Here is a 23,144-nt window from a genome sequence, read left to right as displayed (position 1 = left end):
GACGTCCAAACAGACCACCTTATATTGATAGAAAAGATGAAAAAGAGAATGGTATTTAAGGAGTTAAACATAATATACGAGGGGCAGGTTACTTGAACAAAGAGCTAGTAGTATGGAATTATTAGAAGAATAATATTAGAATACATAAATTATTTAGATGTGGGGGATGAAACATTGCAAATTCGTGAAATTGAAGAAAAGGACAATCATACAATGGAGCAAATTATAAAACGCTCATTGGAATCATTTAACTTAAATATTCCAGGAACAGCATATTTTGACCCCCAACTGAGCAGTCTAGCACAATTTTACAAGCAACAATCAAATGCAAAGTATTGGGTTGCAGTGAATGAACAAGATGAAGTGGTAGGCGGTGTGGGTATTGCAGCATTTGGACAGAAGACGTGGATTTGCGAGTTGCAAAAGCTATACATTACACCCGAAGCTCAAGGTATGGGTCTGTCGAAGGAGCTGATGAAAGTAGCACTCGACTTCGCCAAGGAACACTATACACACTGTTACTTAGAAACATTGAAGAAACTCCAAGCAGCTAATCTCCTTTACATCAAATTAGGTTTCCAACAACTTGAAAGACCACTAGATGGGTCAGAGCATAATGCTATGGACGCTTGGTATATAAAAGAATTATCGTAAAGGAAGGTATAAGATAAGAAATAAGACAATTAAATTTTACTGATGCTGATAAATTAAAATCAGTAGAGATTGTGATAGTCTTTCAATTAGATTTACTTGGTATATTAGCATAAAAATTTCAAGTTCTTTTATATCCTAAACGGGTGCAAGAGTTGAAAATCCACTGGAACGGCAACCCTTTTTCTTCTTCGACTAACGGGGCAGGTTAGTTTTTCAAGAATAGCTATTAAAGTAGATTTTTTTCTGATTATTATCTTTTGTTAAATTAAGGGATAATTTTTAGTCTATGCAGAATATATTTATGAAGTATTCAAGTGAGGAGGATGAATATGTTTCAAACATTAGATGGTTTCTTTAAATTATGGAATTTTGAAGCAGATGCCACTCAGAAAATTCTTAATCAACTTACAGATGAGTCCTTATCCCAAGAAGTTACATCTCAAAATTGGACATTAGGAAGAATAGCTTGGCATACTGTAACAGCGATTGGTGTTATCTCATCTCGAACTGACCTTACCCTTGACGCACCTACAAAAGATTATCCTGTGCCAACCTCAGCAAAATTCATCTCTGATAGCTATCAACAAGCAAGGAATGCTTTTTCGCAAGCAGTAAAAAATCATTGGAGTGACAAAAATCTTAGTGATGTACAAGATGTTTTTGGGCAGAGATTGTCCAATCTAGAACTGTTAACTTTTTTGATTCAACATCAAATTCACCATCGAGGACAAATGACCATTTTGATGCGACAAGCAGGTTTAACCGTCCCTGGTCTTTATGGTCCATCAAAAGAGGAATGGGCTATGACAGGAAGGGAAGCTCCTAAAATGTAATTAAAATTTTGGGGAGATAAATAATATAAACTTTAGAACAAAGAATACGATAATATACATTAGGGTTGCTAACTGTAGCAGCCTCTATTTTATTAATACAAGATTGTGAAAGAATTATACTTAAGCTAAAGGGTGCTTTAGTTCAATAAGACATAGTAATTAAGAACTTCAACAATCGGGCGCTTTTTGAAATAAGAAATGCGTATTTTCTTTGTGAAAGGAGCAAAATTGCTGGATAGGCTTTAGCCCTTTTCTGATATAGTGTAATCTAAAATTTTTAAACAAATGCATTTATCACAATGGCTGTTTTATTTTAATGCCGTAATTCTGAAGTAAAAGCAGCCCAATTTCCCGCTCATAACATTGAGAAATTGGGCTTTGAACTTTCCTTTAAAAAAATAATTCAATACAACTAAACCAAGACTTCTTGTGTGAAGGTGTATTTTCTTTCCACTTATTCTTCTTATCTCGCACTAAGCTTTATAACAGAATCTATAATCTGATTCCAGTCTTCACTATGAATCTCATGCCCAGTTCCATCAAGTGTCACTAATTCAGAATGAGGGATGGCTTTCTTAAGAGCAAGCCCGTGCTCGTATGGGAGAGCTGGGTCTTCTGTGCCATGAATAATGAGCACCGGTACACTGATCTCATCCATTCTATCGAAATATACGTCTCCACCTTGCAGCATGGCATGGTTAAATCTGCTCGGCAGATGTTTGGCGCGGTCTGCTTCTCTTGAAGCAAGTTTATATATTCTTTCCTGCTCGAAAGGTTTGGAGCCGGCTAAAGTTTTCCAGCCGCCCGCAAGAAAAGCAATTGCAGCATCCCGATCCGACCAATTGATAGAAGCACTCTTCGCGTGGTAATCCAGTATGTTCTGATCCATTGGAGGCAGCTTTTCCATCTCAGTCCCGAACACACTTGATGCAATCAGCGTAAGCGTCAGTACACGGTCCGGATATCTTAAGGCAAGAATTTGGCCAGTTAGGCCGCCCATGGACATGCCAACGATATGTGCCTGCTCTATATGATAAGCATCCAGTACACCGGCCGCATCGTCAGCCAAGTCCGTTATTGTATAATTTGAAGTACCAGGTTCATAAATGGTCGATCGTCCCAGATCCCGGTGATCGTATCGAATCACAAATCTACCCTTATCAGCAAGGCGGAGACAGAATTCCTCATCCCACCAGTCCAGTGAAGTCATTGCGCCCATGATCAAAAGGATGGCTGGATCCTTAGCATTTCCAAAGCTTTCTGTACATATATCCACATTATTTATTTTCAGAATTCGTTCAGTCATTTTTTACCTCCGTATTATCTAATCATCGTTACTATGTGGCAGATCAAATTCTTTCCGGAGCATGGTTGCCCTGCCCCTGTTAATTATCTGTGCCGAATCCCCTTGATAATCATGACGAGGCCTCCTTTTAAATCTTATTTAACAAGGGACTCATCTCTATATTTATTCCTTAACATATGTCTAATCACTAAAAAGCCAAAATTCCCATGTGTTTTTTTCTGGATATGCCACTTGTCATACTATATTTAGGCAGTGAATTAAATAGGTACCTATCTATGAGTTGCAGACTTCGTATAAACAGCATAGGGAGGCTGCTTATACGTATGTTTTCTGAAAAAACCTCTCCCTATATGTAGGTTACATGGACTATATATAAAATTCCCCTCAAATAAAAAAATGGAAATCTTTAGCCGAAATTACTCTTTTTAAACTACTTTGTTTAGAGTAATGTAATACGGAAGGTACATTTACCTTAGTAGATTATTAAATCTTATTTTGGTGCAGCCCAGTGAATCCCCATCATCTTAAAGGAGGAAAAGAAATAGTATGTTGAAAGAAGTCATTCCCGTAAATGAGATTACTAATTTTAAGTCACGTGCAGAAGAGTTTTTTCCTATTGAGTGGTATAAGGACATGCTTCACCATCATCCCGTGTATTATCATGAACAAACGAATACATGGAATGTGTTTACCTATGAGGGTGTGAAACAGGTGCTGGGCAACTATGAATTTTTTCAAGTGCCGGACCGAGAACAACGATATTTGTTGGGGCAAATGACAAGCATGAGAAAGCGTCGCCTTTAACAAATCTTACACTTGTAGATCCGCCGGATCATCGGAAAGGGCGTTCCTTGTTAGCAGCAGCTTTTACTCCCCGCAGTTTAAAGAATTGGGAGCCGCGCATCAAGCAGATTGCCGAGGAGCTAGTAGAAAACATCCAGGATAATAATGAAATTAATATTGTTGAGGCTTTAGCAGCCCCGCTGCCAAGTATGGTTATTGCAGATTTATTCGGCGTGCCGATACAGGACAGAGCTCAATTCAAAGAATGGGTGGATATCCTTTTCCAGCCTTACGATAAAGAGAGACTGGAAGACATAGAGCTTCAAAAACAGAATGCTGCGAAAGAATATTTCCAATATCTCTATCCGATTGTTGTTCAAAAGCGGTCGAACCTTTCGGATGATATTATCTCTGATTTAATTCAAGCTGAAGTAGATGGTGAAAAGTTTACCGATAATGAAATTGTGCAGGTGACCATGCTGCTTTTAGGCGCAGGAGTGGAAACAACCAGTCATGCGATTGCCAATACGTTTTATTCATTGCTTTATGATGATGAGTCTTTATATGGAGAACTGCGTAATGACCTGGAATTAGTGCCAAATGCAGTTGAAGAAATGCTCCGCTATCGTTTTCATATGTCGAGAAGAGACCGAACTGTGAAAAAGGATAACAATTTAATGGGCGTTGAGTTAAAAGAAGGGGATGTCGTTATTGCCTGGATGAGTGCATGCAATATGGACCATCGGATGTTTGATGATCCTTTTTCTATAAACATACATCGTCCTAACAATAAAAAGCATCTAACATTCGGAAATGGCCCGCATTTCTGTTTGGGTGCACCTCTGGCACGCCTGGAAATGAAAATAGCGCTGGAGACCTTCGTGAAGAAGTTCTCCAGCATCGAACCAGTGGAAGGGTTTGAATTAGAAAAGAATTTAACGGCATCAGCCACTGGCCAGTCTTTAACGAATCTGCCGATGAACGTGTATAAGTAAGGAATAAAGGCTCCCTTAAAGCAGGCACACTGACTGCTTTAAGGGAGTTTTAATATTGGAGAGGTAAAGGATGAGGCTGAAATGCCAGATTCATTTTGCTAAAATAAGGGTAATTCTCTTGAAGGAGCATAAAGAATGACCATTCAAATATTTATATTAACCAAACTGATGGAGGGTAAGAATTATCCTTATAAAATAAAAAAGCAGCTTTCAGAGCCTATTCCATTTGATCAGCTAGCTGGATTGACAGAAAGCAAGCTGTACTACCATTTCGATTCATTAGCGAAACAGGGCTTAATTGCAACAGTCGAAATAATTAAAGAAGAACATCGGCCGGATAAACAAATATTTGAAATCACAGCTAAAGGCCGGGAAGAGCTGCCGAAAAAAATCTACAAATTGTTTGAAACGGCCGATTCGATCGGTGAAATGTTGGTGGGTTTAGCCAACATCAAATATGTAGATCAAGATAAAGCAGTCGCTATCCTTGAAGAGAAATTAAAGAGCTCCAAGGCTAAGTGGGAGTATTATAAAAGTTTTGAACAGCTGATTGAAAAAGACAAAGATAATGAGAAACTGATCGAGTTTCTTGGCGGGTATGTGTCGACCAAAGCAGAGCACGCTATTTATTGGCTGGATAAGCTGATTGGGCAGATTAGAGAAGGGAAGATATGAGGGGTGTTATAACTAATGTATTCACATGAATGTTAGATTAACAACCTTTTTTGTGCTATTGAGACAAGTTAAGAAAGCACATATTCATAAATAAAAAGGATATGTGCTTTCATTTTTATGTTCTTTTCTCTTTAGTGATAAATAATAAAATCTGGGTGATGACTGCCAGGATAGGCAATTCCAGCAGAGGGCCTACTACTAAGGTCAACGCAATCAAAGGCTGGTCTGGAAATGCAGTCATAGCAATGGCTAAAGCAATCGGGGAATTTCTGGCTAAAGTGGTCAAGCTTAAACTGGCTCTGTCGGAGTTCGGGAATCTCATAAGCTGTCCAGCTTTTTGACTGACAAAAAGATTAATCATAAAAAATAAAAGGATAGGTATTGTTATTTTCCACAGTAAATCTAAATGGTTAAGCAATAATTGTCCCTGTGACGCAAACATTGCCACGATGGCAAAGCTTAGAAAAATAATTGGCAGCACGCTAAGGCTGGATACAAGGCTTTCTCTTAACTGATCCTTGTTTTTTAAGAGTATCTTTGTTAAAACAGCCAGAACTAACGGTATGATTAATGCAACCAGAATACTTTCAACTAAAAACCCCAGTTCTATTACTCCTGTCGTTCCGCCAAAGATCAGAAGGCAGATAGGCAGCAATATGACCTGTAAGATTAAGTTTAGAGGCAGGATAGCAGTTGATAAGGCAACATTTCCTTTTGCTATGCCTGTAAAGATTAGGTACCAATCAGTGCATGGTGTAACCATCAGCATAATAAATCCAATATATAGTGATGGATTATCGCCTAAAAATACCATTGCCAGCAGCCATGCCAGGATGGGTGTCCAGACAAAGTTTATGAGGATTGAAGTGTATGTAAATTTTATGTTCTTAAAAGCTATCTTGATATCTTCAATAGGAATTTGTAAAAAAGTAATATATAGCATTGCTACTAATAAAGGCACAATAAAACTTTCCGCATTAGCCCTTATTAACTCTGCTTGCCCTATACTAATACCAAAAATCACTGCTAAAAATATTATAACAGTATATAATTTTTCAATTAAGTTCAATTTGACTCACAGCCTCTGAAAATATCTATGCATGATAACTTTAGCATAGTTACATTCGAATTGCTTATTTAAGCAGCGGGTGCTGCAAATCATTTCTCCATAATTTCTCCATATTTATTTGCTATTGTTTACTTTGGCAATAGTCATTTAAGCATGAAACTGAATAAGGATGTGAACAAAGGTGAAGGTAAAACTATTTCTGTCTGTCTTACTCATTTCAATAGTATTAGCTGGCTGTGGACAAGCCGATTCAAATGATGAGGCCGCTTTGAAGGCTGATAACATCAAGGAATTGGTGAATGATTATAGTGCAGGAAACGTTAAGAGCGAGTCTGCTTCGATTACCTCACAGCAGCTACTGGTAAAAAAAGCGGATGGTGAAGAATTAGTCTATGATCTGCCGAAAGAAGAGTTTTTCGTTTCAATTGCACCTTACGTTAATGAAACCCACCCTTGAACTAATCATAGCTTGACAGGTTGTCAAGGTGAATTAGCTGATAAAGAGTTTGATGTATATATCGAAGATACGAAAGGCAATGTCATTTTGAACGAAAAAGTAAAGTCCCAAGCAAATGGATTTTTTGATTTATGGCTCCCAAGAGATGAAACATATCAAATAAAGATTAAGTATGATGGAAAAACATCGGAATCAGAAATTTTAACTTTTGAGAATGAGGGTACTTGTATTACAACCATGCAATTAACTTAAAGGGGCCTTCGGTTCATCGACAAAGAAGGTCCATTTTTTATGAACAGCTGCCAAGAGGCAGCTGTTTTTATTTTTAAAATGTGTATTCCTTTTTCTGGTTATTATATAATAATATTCAAATCAATATTTGAATAACTTTTGTGTGAGAGGAGTGAGAACATAATAAATTATGAAGTGGCCATTATTGGTGGAGGTCAGGCAGGATTAGCAATGGGATATTATTTAAAAAAAGAAAATGTATCCTTTGTCATATTGGAAAAAACTGGGGACGCGGGGGACTCCTGGAGGAAAAGATACCATTCCCTGGTTTTATTTACCCCACGCCGATATAGCAGTTTGCCTGGATTACAAATGGGAGGTTCATCAAATGAACTTCCAGCGAAAGATGAGATGGCGGACTATTTGATTGACTATGTTAAGCATTTTGATCTTCCAGTCATGCTTAACACTAATGTAATTAAGTTAAATAAACAGCCTGATGGTTCATTTCTCTTAGAAACTAATAGCGGGAAGATGATTGCTAAGCAAGTAATCATTGCAACTGGAGCATTTCAAAAACCATATATACCTAATGCCATAAAAAGGGGGCAAATACCTTTCAGCTTCACTCTTCTGAATATCATTCCCCAGGTGAAGTGCCAGGAAGTAAGATATTGGTTGTGGGCGGCGGCAATTCCGGGGCACAAATCGCCGTGGAATTAGCAAAAGATAAGAGCGTCACAATAGCTGTTGGTCACAGTATGAAATTTTTGCCATTAACGATACTTGGAAGAAGTGTTTTTTATTGGCTGGATAAACTCGGTCTGCTGTTTGCAGGAAAAGATACAGTAAAAGGCAGCTGGTTTCAAAAACAGAAGGACCCGATTTTTGGAAAGGAACTGAAAGAACTCATAAAAGTCAAAAAGGTTGATGTAAAACCTAAAGTTTTACACATCAATGATACAGAAGTTCTATTTGAAGATCAGACTCGGAGGAAATTCGATAGTATTATCTGGTCCACTGGTTTCGTTCCTTCATACGACTGGATTAATATAAAAGGTGTCATCTCCAATGAAGGAAAACCAATACATAAAAGGGGGATCACTGAAGTTAAGGGCCTGTATTTTATAGGCTTACCCTGGCAATATCAGCGAGGCTCGGCTTTGATTTGCGGAGTAGGATTGGACGCTGAATATTTGCTTTCGGCAATTCTTTCTATTAGATCCCAAAAGTCAGGGTGCCTTTGTTGAGTAACTCCTGTGATGAGATTGAAAGAATTTAAACGGTATCCTGGTCTTTATTATTTTTTCATTTGATTGTTATTGATTGCAAATTTTGGCTTTTTATTTTCCCTATGGGGCATGATTACATGGATTATTTCGATCGAGTCGGGACTTACCCTTTATAAACAAATAAGAGAGCCAAAATTGGTATTGTATTCTAGCTTTTTCATGGTTTTTTAGTTTTTGCAATCGTTTTTATTGATTTGGCTGTATCTTCTATGCCATAAAATTGTTTCTTTTAGTGGAGAGGAAAAAGCGTATATGCAAAATATTTTCACCCGTGTCCTGATAAAAGATGTGGACCATCATATTTTAGTAGTACAAGATAGAGGGGATCTGTGGAATTTTCCAGGGGGAAAACAGGAATTAGGCGAAACTCCATCAAAGTGTGCAAAACGGGAAGTAAAAGAGGAAATCGGATTAACCGTTCATGCACTTACTGAGGTGTATCAGGGAAATTTCTATTTCAGAAATATCCAGTGGACGGGTTACTTCTACTTTGCAGATTCTGTCAGCGGTGTACCTTGTATGAATGAATTAAATAAGATAAAGGGAATCCGATTTGTAAGTGATGCTGGGATAGTGAAATTTCCGGATGAGTTATCGGCTGTATATGAAGAATTATTTAAAAACGATCTTATCTTGAGGAAAACTACTTATTGGGTTGAAGGTACATAATATCGCTCCTTAATTATCATGTGCTTTTTCATAGCAGCTGCCAAATCAGGCAGCTTTTTGTTTACTTAAAGGAGCAGGCTGGCTTAACTTAATTGTAGTAAAGAATACATTCTGTTAATTGTTAAGGAATTACATTTACAAAAAAATAAAAAACAATTATAGTTATTAAAGAGTCATTATGTCTGTTATTAAAAAATATATAAGTGTTAAGCCGCTAGTGCTGCAATGAAAATAAAACATAAAGGAGATAGAGATCTAATGGAATTCTGGGAATCCAGTTTTATAGAAAAACAAACGATGTGGGGATTTGAGGCTGCAGATTCCGCTATCTTAACAAAGGACTTTTTCCTTGAAGAGAATGTTAAGGATATACTGTTGCCGGGTTTTGGATATGGAAGAAATGCGAAGGTTTTTATTGAAAATGGCATAAATGTGACAGGCATTGAGATTTCAAAAACAGCCATTGATCTGGCAAGCCAACATGGGATTGACAGCAGAATTTTTCATGGCTCAGTAACTGACATGCCTTTTGATGACCAGCTTTACACTGGTGTATTCTCCCATGCCCTTATTCACTTATTGAATAAGGATGAGAGAGAGAAGTTTATTAAAGATTGCTATGATCAATTAAAGCCAAATGGCTATATGATTTTTACAGCTGTTTCAAAAAAAGCCCCCATGTTTGGCAAGGGCAAACAATTGGATAAAGATTATTTTGAGATCATGGAAGGTGTGAAAATGTTTTTTTATGATTCTCACACCATAAAACAAGAATTTGGACATTACGGCCTGATAGAGATTTCAGAAATTGACGAGCCAAATAAGGATATGAAAAATAAACCATCAATAAATTTCTTCATGATAAAATGCAAGAAAAAATAGTGCCAGCTGCCATCACGGCAGCTTATTGTTTGTTTTGGTTTAATAACTAAATTTTAACTGTACAAACATTTGTTCTTATCATACTATTGTACCGAGGGGGAGAATAAATGAAAAAGACAAATTATTTGGAATTGAAACATTTCTCTAATGAACATATGGATATCTTGAATTCTTTTGAGCTTCCTAAAGAGCAGGTTCAATTCACTTCACTGCCAAGCAATTATAAAGAAGTAACAGAAGGCCAGCATCGGATCGTTATCCTTTTTGATGGAGAACCAGTGGGCTTCTTTTTATTGCATTCAACTGAAAGAGTAAAGGAGTATTCGGACAATCCGCAGGCGATGCTGCTAACATCATTATCCATTAACCAGGCTAAGCAAGGACGAGGATATGCAAAGCAGGCTATGTTATTATTAAGAAAATTTGCTGCTGACGAATTCCCTGACTGTAATGAAATCGTGTTAGCTGTTAATCACAAAAACATTGCTGCTCAAAAACTGTATGTAAAAGTTGGGTTTCAGGATACAGGACGCAGAAAAATGGGGCCAATTGGCGAACAGTACATAATGAATTTAATGTTGTAAATACATCTTTTCTAATTTGCCATTGGGAGGTTTCTACTATAACAAATCTAAGAACTCATCAATTCAATGGGGCTGAAATAATAGAAAGAAAAATAAGGTATGATTCCGAAGTCGTGGAATATAATTGTATGCTGTTGACAGTGCAAAATCAAAGTGCGGTGCTTTTTCATATTATTGAAGACACTTTTACAATGAAAGCCAATCAAACTCAATTAACAATACCGAGAGGCAGCTATACAATTGCTTATTACTGGGAAAATCGCCCATATAATCTATATTTCTGGAGAGACCATAAAGGAAAGTATTTGGGCTCATATTTTAACATTGTAAAAAATACATTGATAAGCGATAGAATGGTATGTTTTGAAGATTTAATAATCGATATTTTAGTACTTCCGAATGGAGAATATTTTATTCTAGACGAGGATGAATTGCCTGAGTCATTGGAGAAATTTGAGAATGGTTCTGTCCAGCAGGCTTTAAACTTATTAACAAAATCTATTCATCATGTTCTTCTTCAAACGATTTCAGAATCTGAAGGCATTTATGCGCATGAGAAATTTATTCCTTTGTTGGAGCAGTTTGTGAAAAAGCATACGTAAAGTCATTATCCCGAAATCATAGGGGATTTAAGTGATATTTATATAAATAAAAGTTCATGGATGTTATGTAATGTAAAATTGCCTGACTGTGTGTCTTTTTCGCTGACCTCATCCTGGAGAATCACGGCAAGGACCACATTAGTGAAAAGAATTTATGAGGATTCTGCTAAAGTAAAAAAATTGGAGGAATTAGTTCAGGCCGAAGCTTGTCAGCATTTATGCGTTTGATAAAAATATTCAAGTTAATGAAAAGTAGCCGAGCATGTCTTGATAATGACTGCGACCCCAGGCAGATTATAAATGGATGCAAATGACCAAATGAAACCATAAGTAAATATCTTATTAAATAGTGTGCGATTGCTCAATAAGGCAGTCGCTTTTCTTGTTTAAAAATATTTATAATAGAATAGCGGGAATTATAAAAATATTAAACTGGAGGAAACAATGTATGAATGGAATTGTAAAAACTCCTGAACCACCTTATTACGCAGTAATATTTTCATCACAGAGAACTGAGGGAGATAGAGGTTACGGAAAAATGGCGGAAAAAATGGCAGAGTTAGCTTCTCAGCAAAAGGGATTCTTAGGCCTGGAAAGTGCTCGTGATGAAGGGTTGGGAATTACAGTTTCATATTGGGCTTCATTGGATGCAATAAAGAATTGGAAGGAATACTCGGCACATCAAGTTGCACAGGTTAGAGGTAAAAATGAATGGTATAAGAGTTTCGCACTAAGAGTGTGTAAAGTAGAACGCGATAACTTTTTCGAAATATAATGATTCTTGTCTTATACAATGGTGGATGCTGATGTTCGAGTTCAGCTGCCAAACCCAGTCGGTTTTTTTGTACAGCTGAAGGTGCAGGTTAGCTGAAATAAAAACATAGTAATGGAAGGGAAGTTAATGAGATTTAAAGAAAAATAAATACAATTAAATATTGGGGGACTTAAAATGTTTATTGTAAATGTTGAAGGTGCTATAAGGAAAAATGACAAGTGGCTAATAATTGAAAGAAGTAAAAAAGAGGAACACGCTGGAGGTCTGCTTTCCCTAGTTGGAGGTAAGGTGGATATAGAAGGAAGTTCATCTAATATACTAGAAAGAACTGTAAAACGTGAAATTTTAGAAGAAGTCGGTGTAAAAGTAAAAGACAGTTTAACTTATGTAAATAGCACCTCTTTTGTAACAGATACTGGTCAAAATGTGGTGGATGTTGTTTTTCTTTGCGAATATGAATCTGGTGAGGCGTTACCTATTATTCCTGATGAGGTAGAAAAGGTGTTTTGGTTAACTTCAGAAGAAATTTTAAACCACCCAAAATCACCTATTTACTTAAAAGAAAATATTAAGAAAGCCGAGGCACTGATTCCAATTCAATTGACATGACTCTCATTGTGAAGCAAAAGGACTATCGTAAAATTCAGCTGCCAATAGGTGGTTTTCTTTTTGTTGAACAAAAAAGTTAGGTATGTCTTTTAAAGGTATAAGCAGAAGAGTAATTTATGTTAAAGGGGAACATAAGGACTTGAAGGTTTATTCTATATTTAGATGTACTTTTATAACAAACATTTAAAACAGTAGACGATCATTACTTAAATCGCGTAAAAAACATAAAACGCAGCATCTGACTTTGGTTCATTTTATAGCTGTAAAATAAATAATGTTAAATAAGATTTATGTAGAATTATATTTAAACTATAGGATGCTTTGCAGATTTATAGGGTGATACAAATAATATGCATCACCCTAACTATTAAATCGAAATAACGCCAAATGCAATGGCAGCAATAATCATAAATACTGAAGAGCCAACTGCCCATTTTAAAGCAAAACGCTGATTCTGGCCATAGTCAATTCCGATCATGCCGACTAGAAGGTAACCTGCGGCATAGAGCGGGCTTAACACGTGAGCGGGCTGGCCGAGTACTGATGCACGGGCAATTTCAGCCATAGGAATATTGTAGCTGGCAGCAGTTTCTCCAATGATCGGGATAATTCCATAGTAATAGGGATCGTTTGCCATGAAATACGTAAATGGCATGCTCGTGATAGCTGTAATTAAAGGCAGCTGGGTTCCCAATTGTTCTGGAATGACTTGAACAAGTGCTGTCGCCATTGCATCTACCATTCCAGTCCCGTTCATGATTCCTGTGAATATACCAGAGGCAAAGACTAATGCGACCACTGCGAGAACATTTCCAGCATGGGCGGCAATGCGTTCTTTTTGCTGTACCAGGTTTGGATAGTTGATCATCGCCGCAATCGCGAACCCTAACATAAATAGAACAGGGAGAGGCAGCAATCCGGCAATTAAGGCAATCAGCAGGCCTATTGTCAGTCCGGCGTTAACCCAAATTAACTTTGGACGCTGCAGCTCTGCGGACTTTTCTCCATGATCTATAGCGGCAGCGGTTTGTTCCTTTGCCGCTTGAATCTCACTGGCAATTGGATCATCCATTTTGAAGATCCCAATCCGTTTCCGTTCCTTTAATCCAAAATGCCAAGCAACGAGAAAGGCAAAGGCTATTCCAGCTGCCATTACAGGAATAAGCGGAAGGAATACTTCCTCGGTTGTGAGCTGCAAAGAACTGATGACTCGGGCTGTCGGTCCGCCCCATGGTGTCATGTTCATGACGCCGATGGAGAGAAGTGCGAGTGTTGAGAGCATGTATAAATTCATATTTAGCTTTTTGTATAGAGGCAGCATGGCTGTGACAGTAATAATAAATGTTGTTGTCCCATCTCCGTCCAGGGCAACAAGTGACGCGAGAGCAACTGTTCCGAGGGCAATCTTTAGCGGATCCCCTTTTACAATCCGCAAAATCGTATTCACAATTGGTTCAAATAAGCCGGCATCAATCATGATACCGAAATAAAGGATAGCAAACACAAGCATAACGCCTGTAGGAGCAACTTGCTTTATCCCTTCGAGCATCATCTCCCCGATTCCGGTATAAAAACCTCCAATTAAAGCAAAGACAATTGGTACAATAATTAATGCCAGTAGTGCAGACATTCGTTTTGTCATAATTAAAGCCATAAAAACAGCAACCATAATATATCCAAGCAACGCGAGCATATGAACCCTCCTAAATAGTTGTAAGCGCTTCCTTTCGAATTACTTTAACAGGGCTGCTCTCGTAAGAATAGATTAGTTGTTTTATTTGAATAAAAAGCAATAGTTTCATAATTTTCATACTTTTTATGAAAATAAGAGAAATACCGTAATATGTTAGATATCTATCATTCACTAGGAGCTTTCTCCTTAAACTGAACTTCTTGGTCAGGCAATGTTTATCCTATAGAAGCTTTCTTTAAGACATAGCTAAAAAAAGCAAGCCCCTTTATAAGAGGGCTTGCTAAGGTTGTTTGTATCGGCGTTCCGGACGGCCCACGCTGCCATAGACAATATCGACTTCCACCAAGTTAATAGAAACCAGATACTCTAAATAGCGCCTTGCCGTGGAGTGGCTTGCTCCGATTTGCAACCCTACTTCTTCAGCGTTTAGGCTTGTGGATGCAGCTTTCATTGCTTGTGTAACTTTGCGGAGTGTGTGTTTGTCGATGCCTTTTGGCAAATTCTCGGCCTCGTGCTTTGTCTCGGCAGCTGGAGTGTTTTTTTGAAAGAGCCGCTGTATTTCATCTTGTTTGATATGGGCATTTGTTTGCCGGGCATGCCTCGTTTGGCTGTACTCTTCAAATGTTGAAAAAAGCTGTCAACCATAATCGGTTTCAGCAGATAGCTATATGCTCCTCCACGCATGGCGTCTCTTACTGTTTTGGCATCATTGGAAGCGGTTATCATAATGATATCTACATGACGGTGTGCGTGTTTGATTTGAAATAGCAAATCAATTCCATTTGCATCTGGCAGATGAACATCGAGCAGGATCAGGTCGGGAGTGATAACGTTTAGCAATTGAATGGTTTCTGAAGCTGTTTGTGCTTTTCCGATGACAGTAAAATCTTTTCTGTTTTGAATAAGCTGTTCATATACAGACGAAGCGACAGGGTCATCTTCAACGATCAGCACCCCGATGGATGGGTTAGTCATGATTTTTCTCTCTCCTTCGCAGTTGTGAAATCAGGATTAGCTTTTGGAATGGCGATTGTCATACATGTTCCTTCTAAACGATCTGTACGATACCATTCCCCGCCAAGCTGGCTCAATGCATGCTGCATAATGGTCAGGCCTAGACCATGCTGGGGGTCATTTTTGGTTGTCGCTCCTTCTGTAAAAAAGTAAGCTTCTTCTTCAGAGGTCATGCCTTTGCCATTGTCTTCAATATCCATAATCAGCTCGTCTCCGTAGTCTGTAAAGGACAGGTGGACAGTGGCGCTTTTTCCTTTCCATGCAGAAGATGCTTCTAGAGCATTATCAATCAAATTACCAACCACTGTCACGACATGTTCGCTTTGTATGGTGTCAGGGAAGTCTAACCACTGGCTGTTTTCGTCAAATGTGATCAATACTTTCATTTCTTTGGCACGGTTCACTTTCCCTAGAAGAAGGGCAACAATCAAAGGATCTTTAATTGTAGACATTAAAAAGGTGACAGTTTGCTGCAGTTCTTGCACTTCCATCTTCATAAGCGCTTTTGCTTCTTCGTAACGCTCCAATAGCAGGAGACCGTTTAATGTGTTCAGTTTATTTAAATATTCATGGGTCTGCGCCCGAATATGGTTGGCATGCTGCCGGATTTCAATAAGTTCATTCGCCAAATCTTCAACTTCAGAGAAGGGGCGAATAGTCAGGACGAATCCTGTTATTGCCGTTTCTTCAGCCTGGATGGGCGATATGTCTACAATGTATATCGAGTTGTTTATGAGTACTTGTTTCTGGATGAAAAGGTTGGGATTCTCCAATGCATTTTGTATAAGCGCTTTCAAATGCAGCTCAGTCAGCGTATCTTTTGCATGCTCACCTAAAATGCTGCGCGCTTTTTTATTGGCTGATAAAATTTTTAGATCAGGGCTGATAGCAAGCGTGGCATCCCCGATTGATTCCAGAATTGCCTGCTTTTCAGAGAAGGCATGAGAAATTTCCTCTGGCTCCAGGTTAAATATAAGCTTCTTGACACGGCGGGCGATATAAAAGGCTCCTGGTATGCCAATGAGAAGGGCAAGTCCTCCGAAACCGGCTACCCGCAATTGATAGACGAAAATTTTCCCTTCTAATTCATTCGTCAAGAAGCCAACGGAAGAAACACCGATAATCTTACCTGACTCATCATAAATGGGTGTTTTCGCTTTAACTGCTTCTCCTAAAACGCCGTTTCCAATAAAAACAATAGAATCTCCTGCCAGCGGGGCTTTATTGCTTGTTTCTGTAGGCCTGCCAATTTGATTCAGATAGGGATGGGAATAACGGATACCATCCCCGTTCGCTATTACAATATAATCAGCGCCTGTCCGCTCTCTAAGCTTCTCGGCAATAGGCTGAATCAATTGTGCTGGATGATCTGTATTAAACGCATCGATGATGGAATCGTTTTCGGCAACCAATTCCGCAACTGTCAGCGCCTGCTGTCCGGTGGTTTTCTCAATCATTTGGTCAATAATGGATGAAAAGGAAATGATAATTAACAAGATGCAAATTAAGAGTACAGTAAGCACGAGCAGAACCATTTGCCCGAAAAGCCCAGGCTGCTTAAATATAAAAGGTTTCGACAAAATGGCCACCTCTAGCAATTTTATTTTACTACTAGATTAAAGGAGGCAAATGCTTTCGGCAAGGTAAAGTTCACTTACTATAAATGAATAAAGCTTTGGATGCAGGACAAGACTGGTGATCTCTCCTTAAAAGGCCAGACTATTCGTTAACAATGTAACGGATGGGGAAGCTATTAAGAAATTGTCCTGATGGTTAACGGGGAGGGATCAGTACAAATAAAGATAGGGGTAAATAAAATTAAAAGAGCCGTACTTAACATTGGGGAACGTTAAATACGGCTCTGTCGAAAATCGACAATCAAAGAATTAAGTAAAAACCATTGAAAAAAGTGAAACCCTGTGGTAAATTTATATAGATGTGCATTATGTAATAAAAAATAAATATATTTTCCCTATCTTAATTATATAATGCAATCAATTCGTTTGTCAACCCTTTAATAAATTTTTTAAGGAGTGTTTGCTATGAATTCGAAACTTCAGCAGGAGCAAGTACGATTGGACAGTGTCATGGGGACAATTGCGGAGGAAGTCAGCAGATTGGAAGAGGAAACCTCCAGGCGTAAAAACGAAGTGGTTCATATCCGCAAACACTTTTGGGATGAAGTCAAGGTGAATATTGATACCTTTGATGATTACCTGGAGACCATCATCGGGTTGAGGCAGGAGGCTCAAGCTCTTTCGGTCAGCCAAAGCACCCACAGACATGCATCCAAGCGCTTGTCCACGCTGCGAAGGATGGAGGAGGTTCCCTACTTCGGCCGTATTGATTTTATGGAAGAAGGTTCATCAGATCAGGATCAAATCTATATTGGGATCAGCTCGCTAAGGGATGCCAGCGGCGAAAAATTCCTTATTTACGATTGGAGGGCACCGATCTCCAGTGTCTACTATGATTACCAGCCCGGTCCCGCCAAGTATGAAACACCGGGAGGCACAATCCAGGGCACATTGGAGAAGAAGTGGCAATATCTTATCCGCGGCGGCGTTTTGCAGTCCATGTTCGATACAAGTCTCACCATTGGGGATGAGATCCTGCAGGAGGTTCTGGGCAAGGGTACTGACAAACATATGCACAATATTGTAGCTACCATTCAACAGGATCAAAACCGGATCATTCGTCATGATCGCGGAAGGCTGCTCATTGTTCACGGTGCGGCTGGGAGCGGCAAGACATCGGCTGCCCTGCAGCGGATTGCTTATTTGCTGTACAAAGATCGGGATAATTTAAATGCGGAGCAAATTATTTTGTTTTCGCCTAACTCAATGTTTAACAGTTATGTGTCCAATGTGCTCCCGGAACTCGGTGAAGAGAATATGCAGCAGGTCACCTTCCAGGAATATTTGGACCACCGGCTGAGTAAAGAGTTTGAAGTTGAAAATCCATACGGGCAGCTGGAATACGTGTTAACTGCAGACCATACCTCTTCCTACAGGGCAAGGGTTTCGGGCATTCAATTCAAAGCATCTGTCCGCTTTTTTGAAGCGATCCATGCATACATGAAGTCGCTGGAGTTATCCGGAATGCTATTTAAGGACATAGTCTTCAGAGGAAAGCCGATTGTCTCCGCGCAGCAAATGGCAGACAGGTTTTATAGCAGCGACACTTCACTTCGCTTTCATAACAGACTTGAAAAGCTGATGGAATGGCTTATTAAGCAAATTAATGAAGCTGAAAAGGCGGAACGGAATAAGCCGTGGGTACAGGAGGAAATCGAGCTGCTCAGCAATGAGGAATATCATAAGGCACATGCCTATCTCGCGAAAAAACGCGGCTTTAAAGGAGATTCGATTCATGATTATGAAATCGAGCCTGAAGCGTTAGCCCGCTTGATTGTCCGGAAAAAGCTGAAGCCGCTGCGAAAACGAATCCGGGCGTTGCGTTTTGTCGATTTTAAGGGAATATACAAACAGATTTTTACTGATCCCATAAAGATCAAACAGTGGATAGAAGGGGAGATACCAGCAGAATGGACGGATATTTGTCAGGCGACGCTGAAAATGCTGGATGAAGGTCACCTGCTTTATGAAGATGCTACCCCGTTTTTATATCTGAAGGAGCAGATTCAAGGCTTTCAGACGAACAGCTCGATTAAGCACATCGTCGTTGATGAGGCACAGGATTATTCGCCATTTCAATTTGAGTTTCTAAAGCGCCTGTTTCCTGCGTCCAAGATGACGGTCCTCGGCGACTTTAATCAGGCGATCTTTGCCCATGCCAGCGAAATGGCTGATTTTCAACCGCTTGCTGGCCTGTACGGACCGGATGAAACAGAAGTGATCAATATAGCACGAAGCTACCGCTCCACAAAGCCGATTATTGAATTTACGCGAAGACTCGTTCCAAACGGCGAAAGGATCATCCCTTTTGATCGCAGCGGCAAGCGGCCCGAGCTGAAACAAATAACCGATCACGCACAGCTGCACAGCTGCATCGCCTCTAAAGTCGCGGATTTACGAAGCCAAGGGTTTAAAACTATTGCAATCATATGCAAATCGGCTGAAGAAAGTTTGCGTGCATATGGGGCTCTGTCCGGCATCGATGGAATTAAACTCTTGAAAAGCAACTCGACTGAATATGAACAAGGAGTGGTTGTCGTACCGTCGTATTTATCCAAGGGCATCGAATTTGATGCCGTCATTATTTATGATGCATCAGAGCATGTCTATGGTGATGAAAGCCTGCGCCGAGCTTTCTACACCGCCTGCACGAGAGCAATGCATGATTTGCAGCTTTACAGCGTAGGGGCACCGAGCCCGTTTTTGCAAGACGTTTTGCGGGAAGGTTTCATCCAGGTCTGACTCGGTCGGGTGTATCCGATTAACAAATCTATATTTAACATAGAAAGAAGGATTGATTCTATATGCCGCAGGAAACCAATACGGGTCAAAACAAACCGCCATATGGCATGATCGCCATTTTATTTATCGGGGCTTTTGTTGCGATATTGAATGAAACATTACTGAACGTTGCCCTCCCATCCATCATGGAAGAATTCGGTGTGAATGCAACAGCCGTACAATGGCTGTCTACAGGCTATATGCTTATTAACGGGATTTTAATACCGGCGAGTGCATTCTTCATTCAGCGATTTTCTGATAAGAAATTATTCATTACAGCCATGGCATTATTTACTTTGGGAACATTCCTGGCCAGTATTGCGCCTGCATTTGGTGTGTTATTAGGGGCTCGGATGATTCAAGCTTCAGGATCGGCGATTATGATGCCATTATTAATGAATGTCATGCTTACCGCATTTCCGGTCGAAAAAAGAGGGGCGGCAATGGGGATGTTTGGTCTTGTCATGATTACTGCTCCAGCGATTGGGCCGACTCTTTCAGGATGGCTGATTGAACATTACAGCTGGAGGATGTTATTTGACCTTGTTCTGCCAATTGCCCTGTTAACCGTCGTTTTGGCAGTCTTTAAATTAAAAGATATCACACCCCAGAGAGCTATTAAGCTTGATTTCATCTCGCTGGTTTTATCAAGCATCGGATTTGGCGGCTTGCTTTATGGCTTTAGTTCAGCAGGGGAAAAAGGATGGGATAGCCCCTCGTGTACGGCACGATTGTGATTGGGGCACTTGCTTTAATTACCTTTGTACTCCGTCAGCTTCGGATGGATGACCCTATGCTTGAATTTCGCATCTACAAATATCCGATGTTTGCCCTGTCATCGGCCATTTCAATCGTGATATCCGTCGCCATGTTTTCAGCGATGATTTTGATGCCCATCTATGTACAGACCATACGGGGAATTTCACCAATGGAGTCGGGTCTATTGATGCTTCCGGGAGCGATTGTCATGGGGGTCATGTCTCCCATTACAGGGAAACTCTTTGATAAGTATGGGGCAAGAGTGTTGGCGGTAATTGGGCTGACCATTACCGTTGTAACATCTTATTACTTCAGCAGAATCGGCATGAATACGGCCTATTCTACTCTTGTTCTGCTGTATACCTTTCGGATGTTCGGGATGTCAATGGTCATGATGCCTGTCATGACAAATGGATTGAATCAGCTGCCGGCGATAAATAATCCGCACGGAACCGCTATGAATAATACGCTGCAGCAGGTATCCGGCGCCATTGGATCCGCACTGCTGATTACCGTCATGAACAACCGTACGAAAGAAAAAGCAGAGGAACTGGCTGCTGACTCACTGGCCAATATGAGTGCCAGTGCAGCTCAGCCATCTGCACAGGCCGCAGCTGACATGCAGCAGCAAATCATGAATGAAGCGATGCTGCATGGCATTAATTTCACTTTCTTCATTTCTGCATTGATTGCGGTGATTGCACTCATACTTGCTTTCTTTATTAAAAGAGTGAAACCCCATTATGAAAATCAAACAGGTGAAGAAGCGGCAGTTAAAGATTGATCAAAAGGCCGAAACCCGGGCGGTATCCAGTTCTGATCCCGCCCGGTTTTTTATTTACCCACTATTTTTTTAATAAAAAAGGGGCGGTTGCGATAACGCCAATCACATATAAAACCAATGCGAAATAAGCAGGAAGCAGGTGGATAAAATCCGTATAGTTAATAAAAAAATGAGTTAAGATCCCGGCGGCGAATGCCGGAATCGCCCCAATGGTGAAGGTCCACCACACCCATCTTTCCCCCTCGCGGATCCCCCATAAAGCCAGCATCAAGACGAGCAAGCCTACACTTAAAAGTGCGCTCCCAAATCCTGCACGGTCATGTGCGATCACAGGAATTAACCGATCGTTAAACTCGTTCAGAGCTTCAGGAGTCATGCAAAGATAAGTAAGATCAGTTGGTACAAATACATGTGAAGCCCCAATGACGGAAATGATCATCCCGCCAATAGCTAATGAAACCCCCAGAATCACAAAGCAAAGCTGGCCGAATAAGCTCAGCTTCCACTGCGGACTGTTGAAAAGATTTGAACTGGAGGGAGATGCACTTGCTGTTCTTGATTTTGCATATCCCAATATAAACAAGGGCAGTAATATAAGCCAAAACAGCCCATGGAGCCAATCGAAATAACCGTAGCCAATAAACAGGACAATGCCCAGGAAGCCGATAGCTCCTGCTATATTTACCGCTTTTCTTGCCCAGTGGAGGCCATTTCTTATTCCATGCCTGGCAAGCTGCATATAGATGATTCCGCCTGAAATCATTGTTCCTGACAGCGTCATTCTGTCATGAGCCATAAAGTATAAAATGGCAGGGTTAAAGGAAATAATATCTTTCCTAAAGATCCCCAGAAAGCTCTCGTCATAGGGAAGGATCACCGAAGTCATGCTGAAAAACAGGGCAATGAGCCCTGCAACGGCAATAGCTAAGCCGAACAGCCAGTACCAGCGCCATCCTTTCACTTCGACAGGCTCCTTCGTAAATGTGCTTGTATAAGCCTCGTTAATCCTCTTCGGCAATCCAGGTCCAGTGAAAATGTACTCATCGCCTAACATGATTAAAGAAGTTCCGCTTTCCAGCAGTTTAATAGCATCTGAAGGCTCTTTTACACAGCCTGAAGTAATGATGGGCAATTCTTCGCTGTACAGCTTTCTGAGAGCTGACAGCTTATGAATGAGTTCTTCTGGTGAAGCATTGCCTGTAAGAAGAATTCCGTCCGGGCCATAGTCCAGGCTGAGTGTATCATCCTGTGAAATAGAAAGGATGATAGGTTTATTTAATTCATATTTAAATTGGTTAAATTGACTCGCTGATTGAAAAATATGGCTGCCCAAAATAAATCCGTCGCTAAAAGGAAGCAATTCTTCACAAATTTGCATAGCTTCCTGATAAGTTCCTTCAACGTTTATAAGAAGCGGAATCTTCTTTTTCTTTAAGGAAAGCAGCTGTTCCTTAGCTGCCATTAACTCCATTGAAGCGTCAGTTAATCTATATATCTTCTCTAGTTTCGGGTCCATAAATAGTTCTCCTGATGACCCTCGAATGGAAACAGGCCCAACTTCAATAAAACCAAAGCCCAGATTCTGAAAAGCCTTCATCCCTGATAAGTGAGGATCAATCCTGCCGCTAAGTCCGACTGGAGTGGAAAAATGAACGCCAAATAGACTTTTCGCATGCATGCCGGAGGGTTCCATATGACTAAGAAATTCGATTAATCCTTCCCCTATACGGCTGGATGAAATCATGCTCATTCCGCGATGGATAAACTCCCGGCTGAAGGAAGGCGGGAGCTTCTGAAGTATGGGCTTAAAAATAGGATGATACGACCAATCCGACAAATAAAACACCTCCCATTTTTATCTATTTTAGCATACGAGTTTGGATGGATAGGCAGTTTATTGTGGTGAAAGAGTGCTCCTTCTATTTAAACAGACCGTCAATAAAGGACTAATGACAATTGGATCATTGAATTTCATAGCAAGTAATACAAATTATATTATTTTTATTGCAAATGCAACAAAATTAAGGTAGATTGAATATATAGTATTATTATTGCATTTA

At 39.9% G+C, this 23,144-nt stretch carries 18 protein-coding genes and 3 pseudogenes; 14 read left to right on the top strand and 7 right to left on the bottom strand.

Going from position 1 to position 23,144, the window contains the following annotated elements; all coding sequences use genetic code 11:
* The first annotated feature begins 174 nt into the window (after positions 1 to 174).
* The gene (locus M5V91_RS18360; protein WP_251174100.1) at positions 175 to 654 is read left to right on the top strand and encodes a GNAT family N-acetyltransferase; all 480 of its coding nucleotides are present in this window, start codon (positions 175 to 177) and stop codon (positions 652 to 654) included.
* 329 nt (positions 655 to 983) lie between these two features.
* On the top strand, positions 984 to 1,487 hold the full coding sequence (locus M5V91_RS18355) for a DinB family protein (protein ID WP_251174099.1): 504 nt from the start codon (positions 984 to 986) through the stop codon (positions 1,485 to 1,487).
* A gap of 463 nt (positions 1,488 to 1,950) precedes the next feature.
* Here M5V91_RS18355 and mleCBF read toward each other — a convergent pair whose 3' ends face one another.
* Entirely contained in the window at positions 1,951 to 2,793 is an 843-nt protein-coding gene (gene mleCBF, locus M5V91_RS18350; RefSeq protein ID WP_251174098.1) for a CBF family alpha/beta fold macrolide esterase, read from the bottom strand.
* Positions 2,794 to 3,339: 546 nt separating this feature from the next.
* Here mleCBF and M5V91_RS18345 point away from each other — a divergent pair.
* A pseudogene (locus tag M5V91_RS18345) lies at positions 3,340 to 4,571 on the top strand (cytochrome P450).
* Between the two features lie 135 nt (positions 4,572 to 4,706).
* Positions 4,707 to 5,246, top strand: a complete 540-nt coding sequence (locus tag M5V91_RS18340; RefSeq protein WP_251174096.1) for a PadR family transcriptional regulator — start codon at positions 4,707 to 4,709, stop codon at positions 5,244 to 5,246.
* Positions 5,247 to 5,361: 115 nt separating this feature from the next.
* On the opposite strand, the gene M5V91_RS18335 is transcribed toward M5V91_RS18340, so the two are convergent.
* The gene (locus M5V91_RS18335; RefSeq protein WP_071157912.1) at positions 5,362 to 6,315 is read right to left on the bottom strand and encodes an arsenic resistance protein; all 954 of its coding nucleotides are present in this window, start codon (positions 6,313 to 6,315) and stop codon (positions 5,362 to 5,364) included.
* A gap of 181 nt (positions 6,316 to 6,496) precedes the next feature.
* Here M5V91_RS18335 and M5V91_RS18330 point away from each other — a divergent pair, with 181 nt between their 5' ends.
* The 8 genes and pseudogenes from M5V91_RS18330 (at position 6,497) to M5V91_RS18295 (ending at position 12,416) form a co-directional block, all read left to right on the top strand.
* A complete protein-coding gene (locus M5V91_RS18330; protein WP_251174095.1) occupies positions 6,497 to 7,024 on the top strand; it encodes a CueP family metal-binding protein in 528 nt (175 codons plus the stop codon).
* Between the two features lie 210 nt (positions 7,025 to 7,234).
* A pseudogene (locus M5V91_RS18325) lies at positions 7,235 to 8,253 on the top strand (flavin-containing monooxygenase).
* Positions 8,254 to 8,547: 294 nt separating this feature from the next.
* Positions 8,548 to 8,964: an NUDIX hydrolase gene (locus M5V91_RS18320; protein ID WP_009335256.1), complete on the top strand. Its 417-nt coding sequence runs from the start codon at positions 8,548 to 8,550 to the stop codon at positions 8,962 to 8,964.
* 258 nt (positions 8,965 to 9,222) lie between these two features.
* Entirely contained in the window at positions 9,223 to 9,846 is a 624-nt protein-coding gene (locus tag M5V91_RS18315) for a class I SAM-dependent methyltransferase (protein WP_009335255.1), read from the top strand.
* Between the two features lie 107 nt (positions 9,847 to 9,953).
* On the top strand, positions 9,954 to 10,430 hold the full coding sequence (locus M5V91_RS18310) for a GNAT family N-acetyltransferase (protein WP_009335254.1): 477 nt from the start codon (positions 9,954 to 9,956) through the stop codon (positions 10,428 to 10,430).
* Between the two features lie 38 nt (positions 10,431 to 10,468).
* A complete protein-coding gene (locus M5V91_RS18305; protein ID WP_374940684.1) occupies positions 10,469 to 11,032 on the top strand; it encodes a DUF402 domain-containing protein in 564 nt (187 codons plus the stop codon).
* A 448-nt stretch (positions 11,033 to 11,480) separates the two neighbouring features.
* Positions 11,481 to 11,807, top strand: coding sequence for an antibiotic biosynthesis monooxygenase family protein (locus M5V91_RS18300; RefSeq protein WP_217027553.1), 327 nt, complete (start codon positions 11,481 to 11,483; stop codon positions 11,805 to 11,807).
* A 174-nt stretch (positions 11,808 to 11,981) separates the two neighbouring features.
* On the top strand, positions 11,982 to 12,416 hold the full coding sequence (locus tag M5V91_RS18295; protein WP_217027556.1) for an NUDIX hydrolase: 435 nt from the start codon (positions 11,982 to 11,984) through the stop codon (positions 12,414 to 12,416).
* A gap of 367 nt (positions 12,417 to 12,783) precedes the next feature.
* Here the strand turns inward: M5V91_RS18295 and M5V91_RS18290 are convergent, their stop codons facing one another.
* From M5V91_RS18290 to M5V91_RS18275, 4 genes are all read right to left on the bottom strand, one after another.
* The gene (locus tag M5V91_RS18290) at positions 12,784 to 14,109 is read right to left on the bottom strand and encodes a CitMHS family transporter (protein WP_071157922.1); all 1,326 of its coding nucleotides are present in this window, start codon (positions 14,107 to 14,109) and stop codon (positions 12,784 to 12,786) included.
* Positions 14,110 to 14,389: 280 nt separating this feature from the next.
* Positions 14,390 to 14,560: a hypothetical protein gene (locus M5V91_RS30590; RefSeq protein ID WP_369425901.1), complete on the bottom strand. Its 171-nt coding sequence runs from the start codon at positions 14,558 to 14,560 to the stop codon at positions 14,390 to 14,392.
* Positions 14,557 to 15,084, bottom strand: a complete 528-nt coding sequence (locus M5V91_RS18280) for a response regulator (protein ID WP_284521425.1) — start codon at positions 15,082 to 15,084, stop codon at positions 14,557 to 14,559. Before M5V91_RS18280 ends, M5V91_RS30590 begins: the two co-directional genes overlap by 4 nt.
* Positions 15,081 to 16,712, bottom strand: a complete 1,632-nt coding sequence (locus M5V91_RS18275; RefSeq protein WP_251174091.1) for an ATP-binding protein — start codon at positions 16,710 to 16,712, stop codon at positions 15,081 to 15,083. Before M5V91_RS18275 ends, M5V91_RS18280 begins: the two co-directional genes overlap by 4 nt.
* 453 nt (positions 16,713 to 17,165) lie before the next feature.
* Here M5V91_RS18275 and helD point away from each other — a divergent pair, with 453 nt between their 5' ends.
* Together helD and M5V91_RS18265 are read left to right on the top strand one after the other, a co-directional pair.
* A complete protein-coding gene (helD, locus tag M5V91_RS18270; RefSeq protein ID WP_251174090.1) occupies positions 17,166 to 19,502 on the top strand; it encodes an RNA polymerase recycling motor HelD in 2,337 nt (778 codons plus the stop codon).
* Between the two features lie 62 nt (positions 19,503 to 19,564).
* A pseudogene (locus M5V91_RS18265) lies at positions 19,565 to 21,084 on the top strand (DHA2 family efflux MFS transporter permease subunit).
* Positions 21,085 to 21,145: 61 nt separating this feature from the next.
* Here the strand turns inward: M5V91_RS18265 and M5V91_RS18260 are convergent.
* Positions 21,146 to 22,921, bottom strand: coding sequence for a beta/alpha barrel domain-containing protein (locus M5V91_RS18260; RefSeq protein WP_251174089.1), 1,776 nt, complete (start codon positions 22,919 to 22,921; stop codon positions 21,146 to 21,148).
* Positions 22,922 to 23,144 lie beyond the last annotated feature (223 nt).

It is taken from the genome of Cytobacillus pseudoceanisediminis (assembly GCF_023516215.1).
Taxonomy (GTDB): Bacteria; Bacillota; Bacilli; order Bacillales; family Cytobacillaceae; genus Cytobacillus; species Cytobacillus pseudoceanisediminis.
The sequence above is the reverse complement of the archived record's forward strand: the minus strand, read 5'-3'. Positions and strand labels throughout refer to the sequence as shown.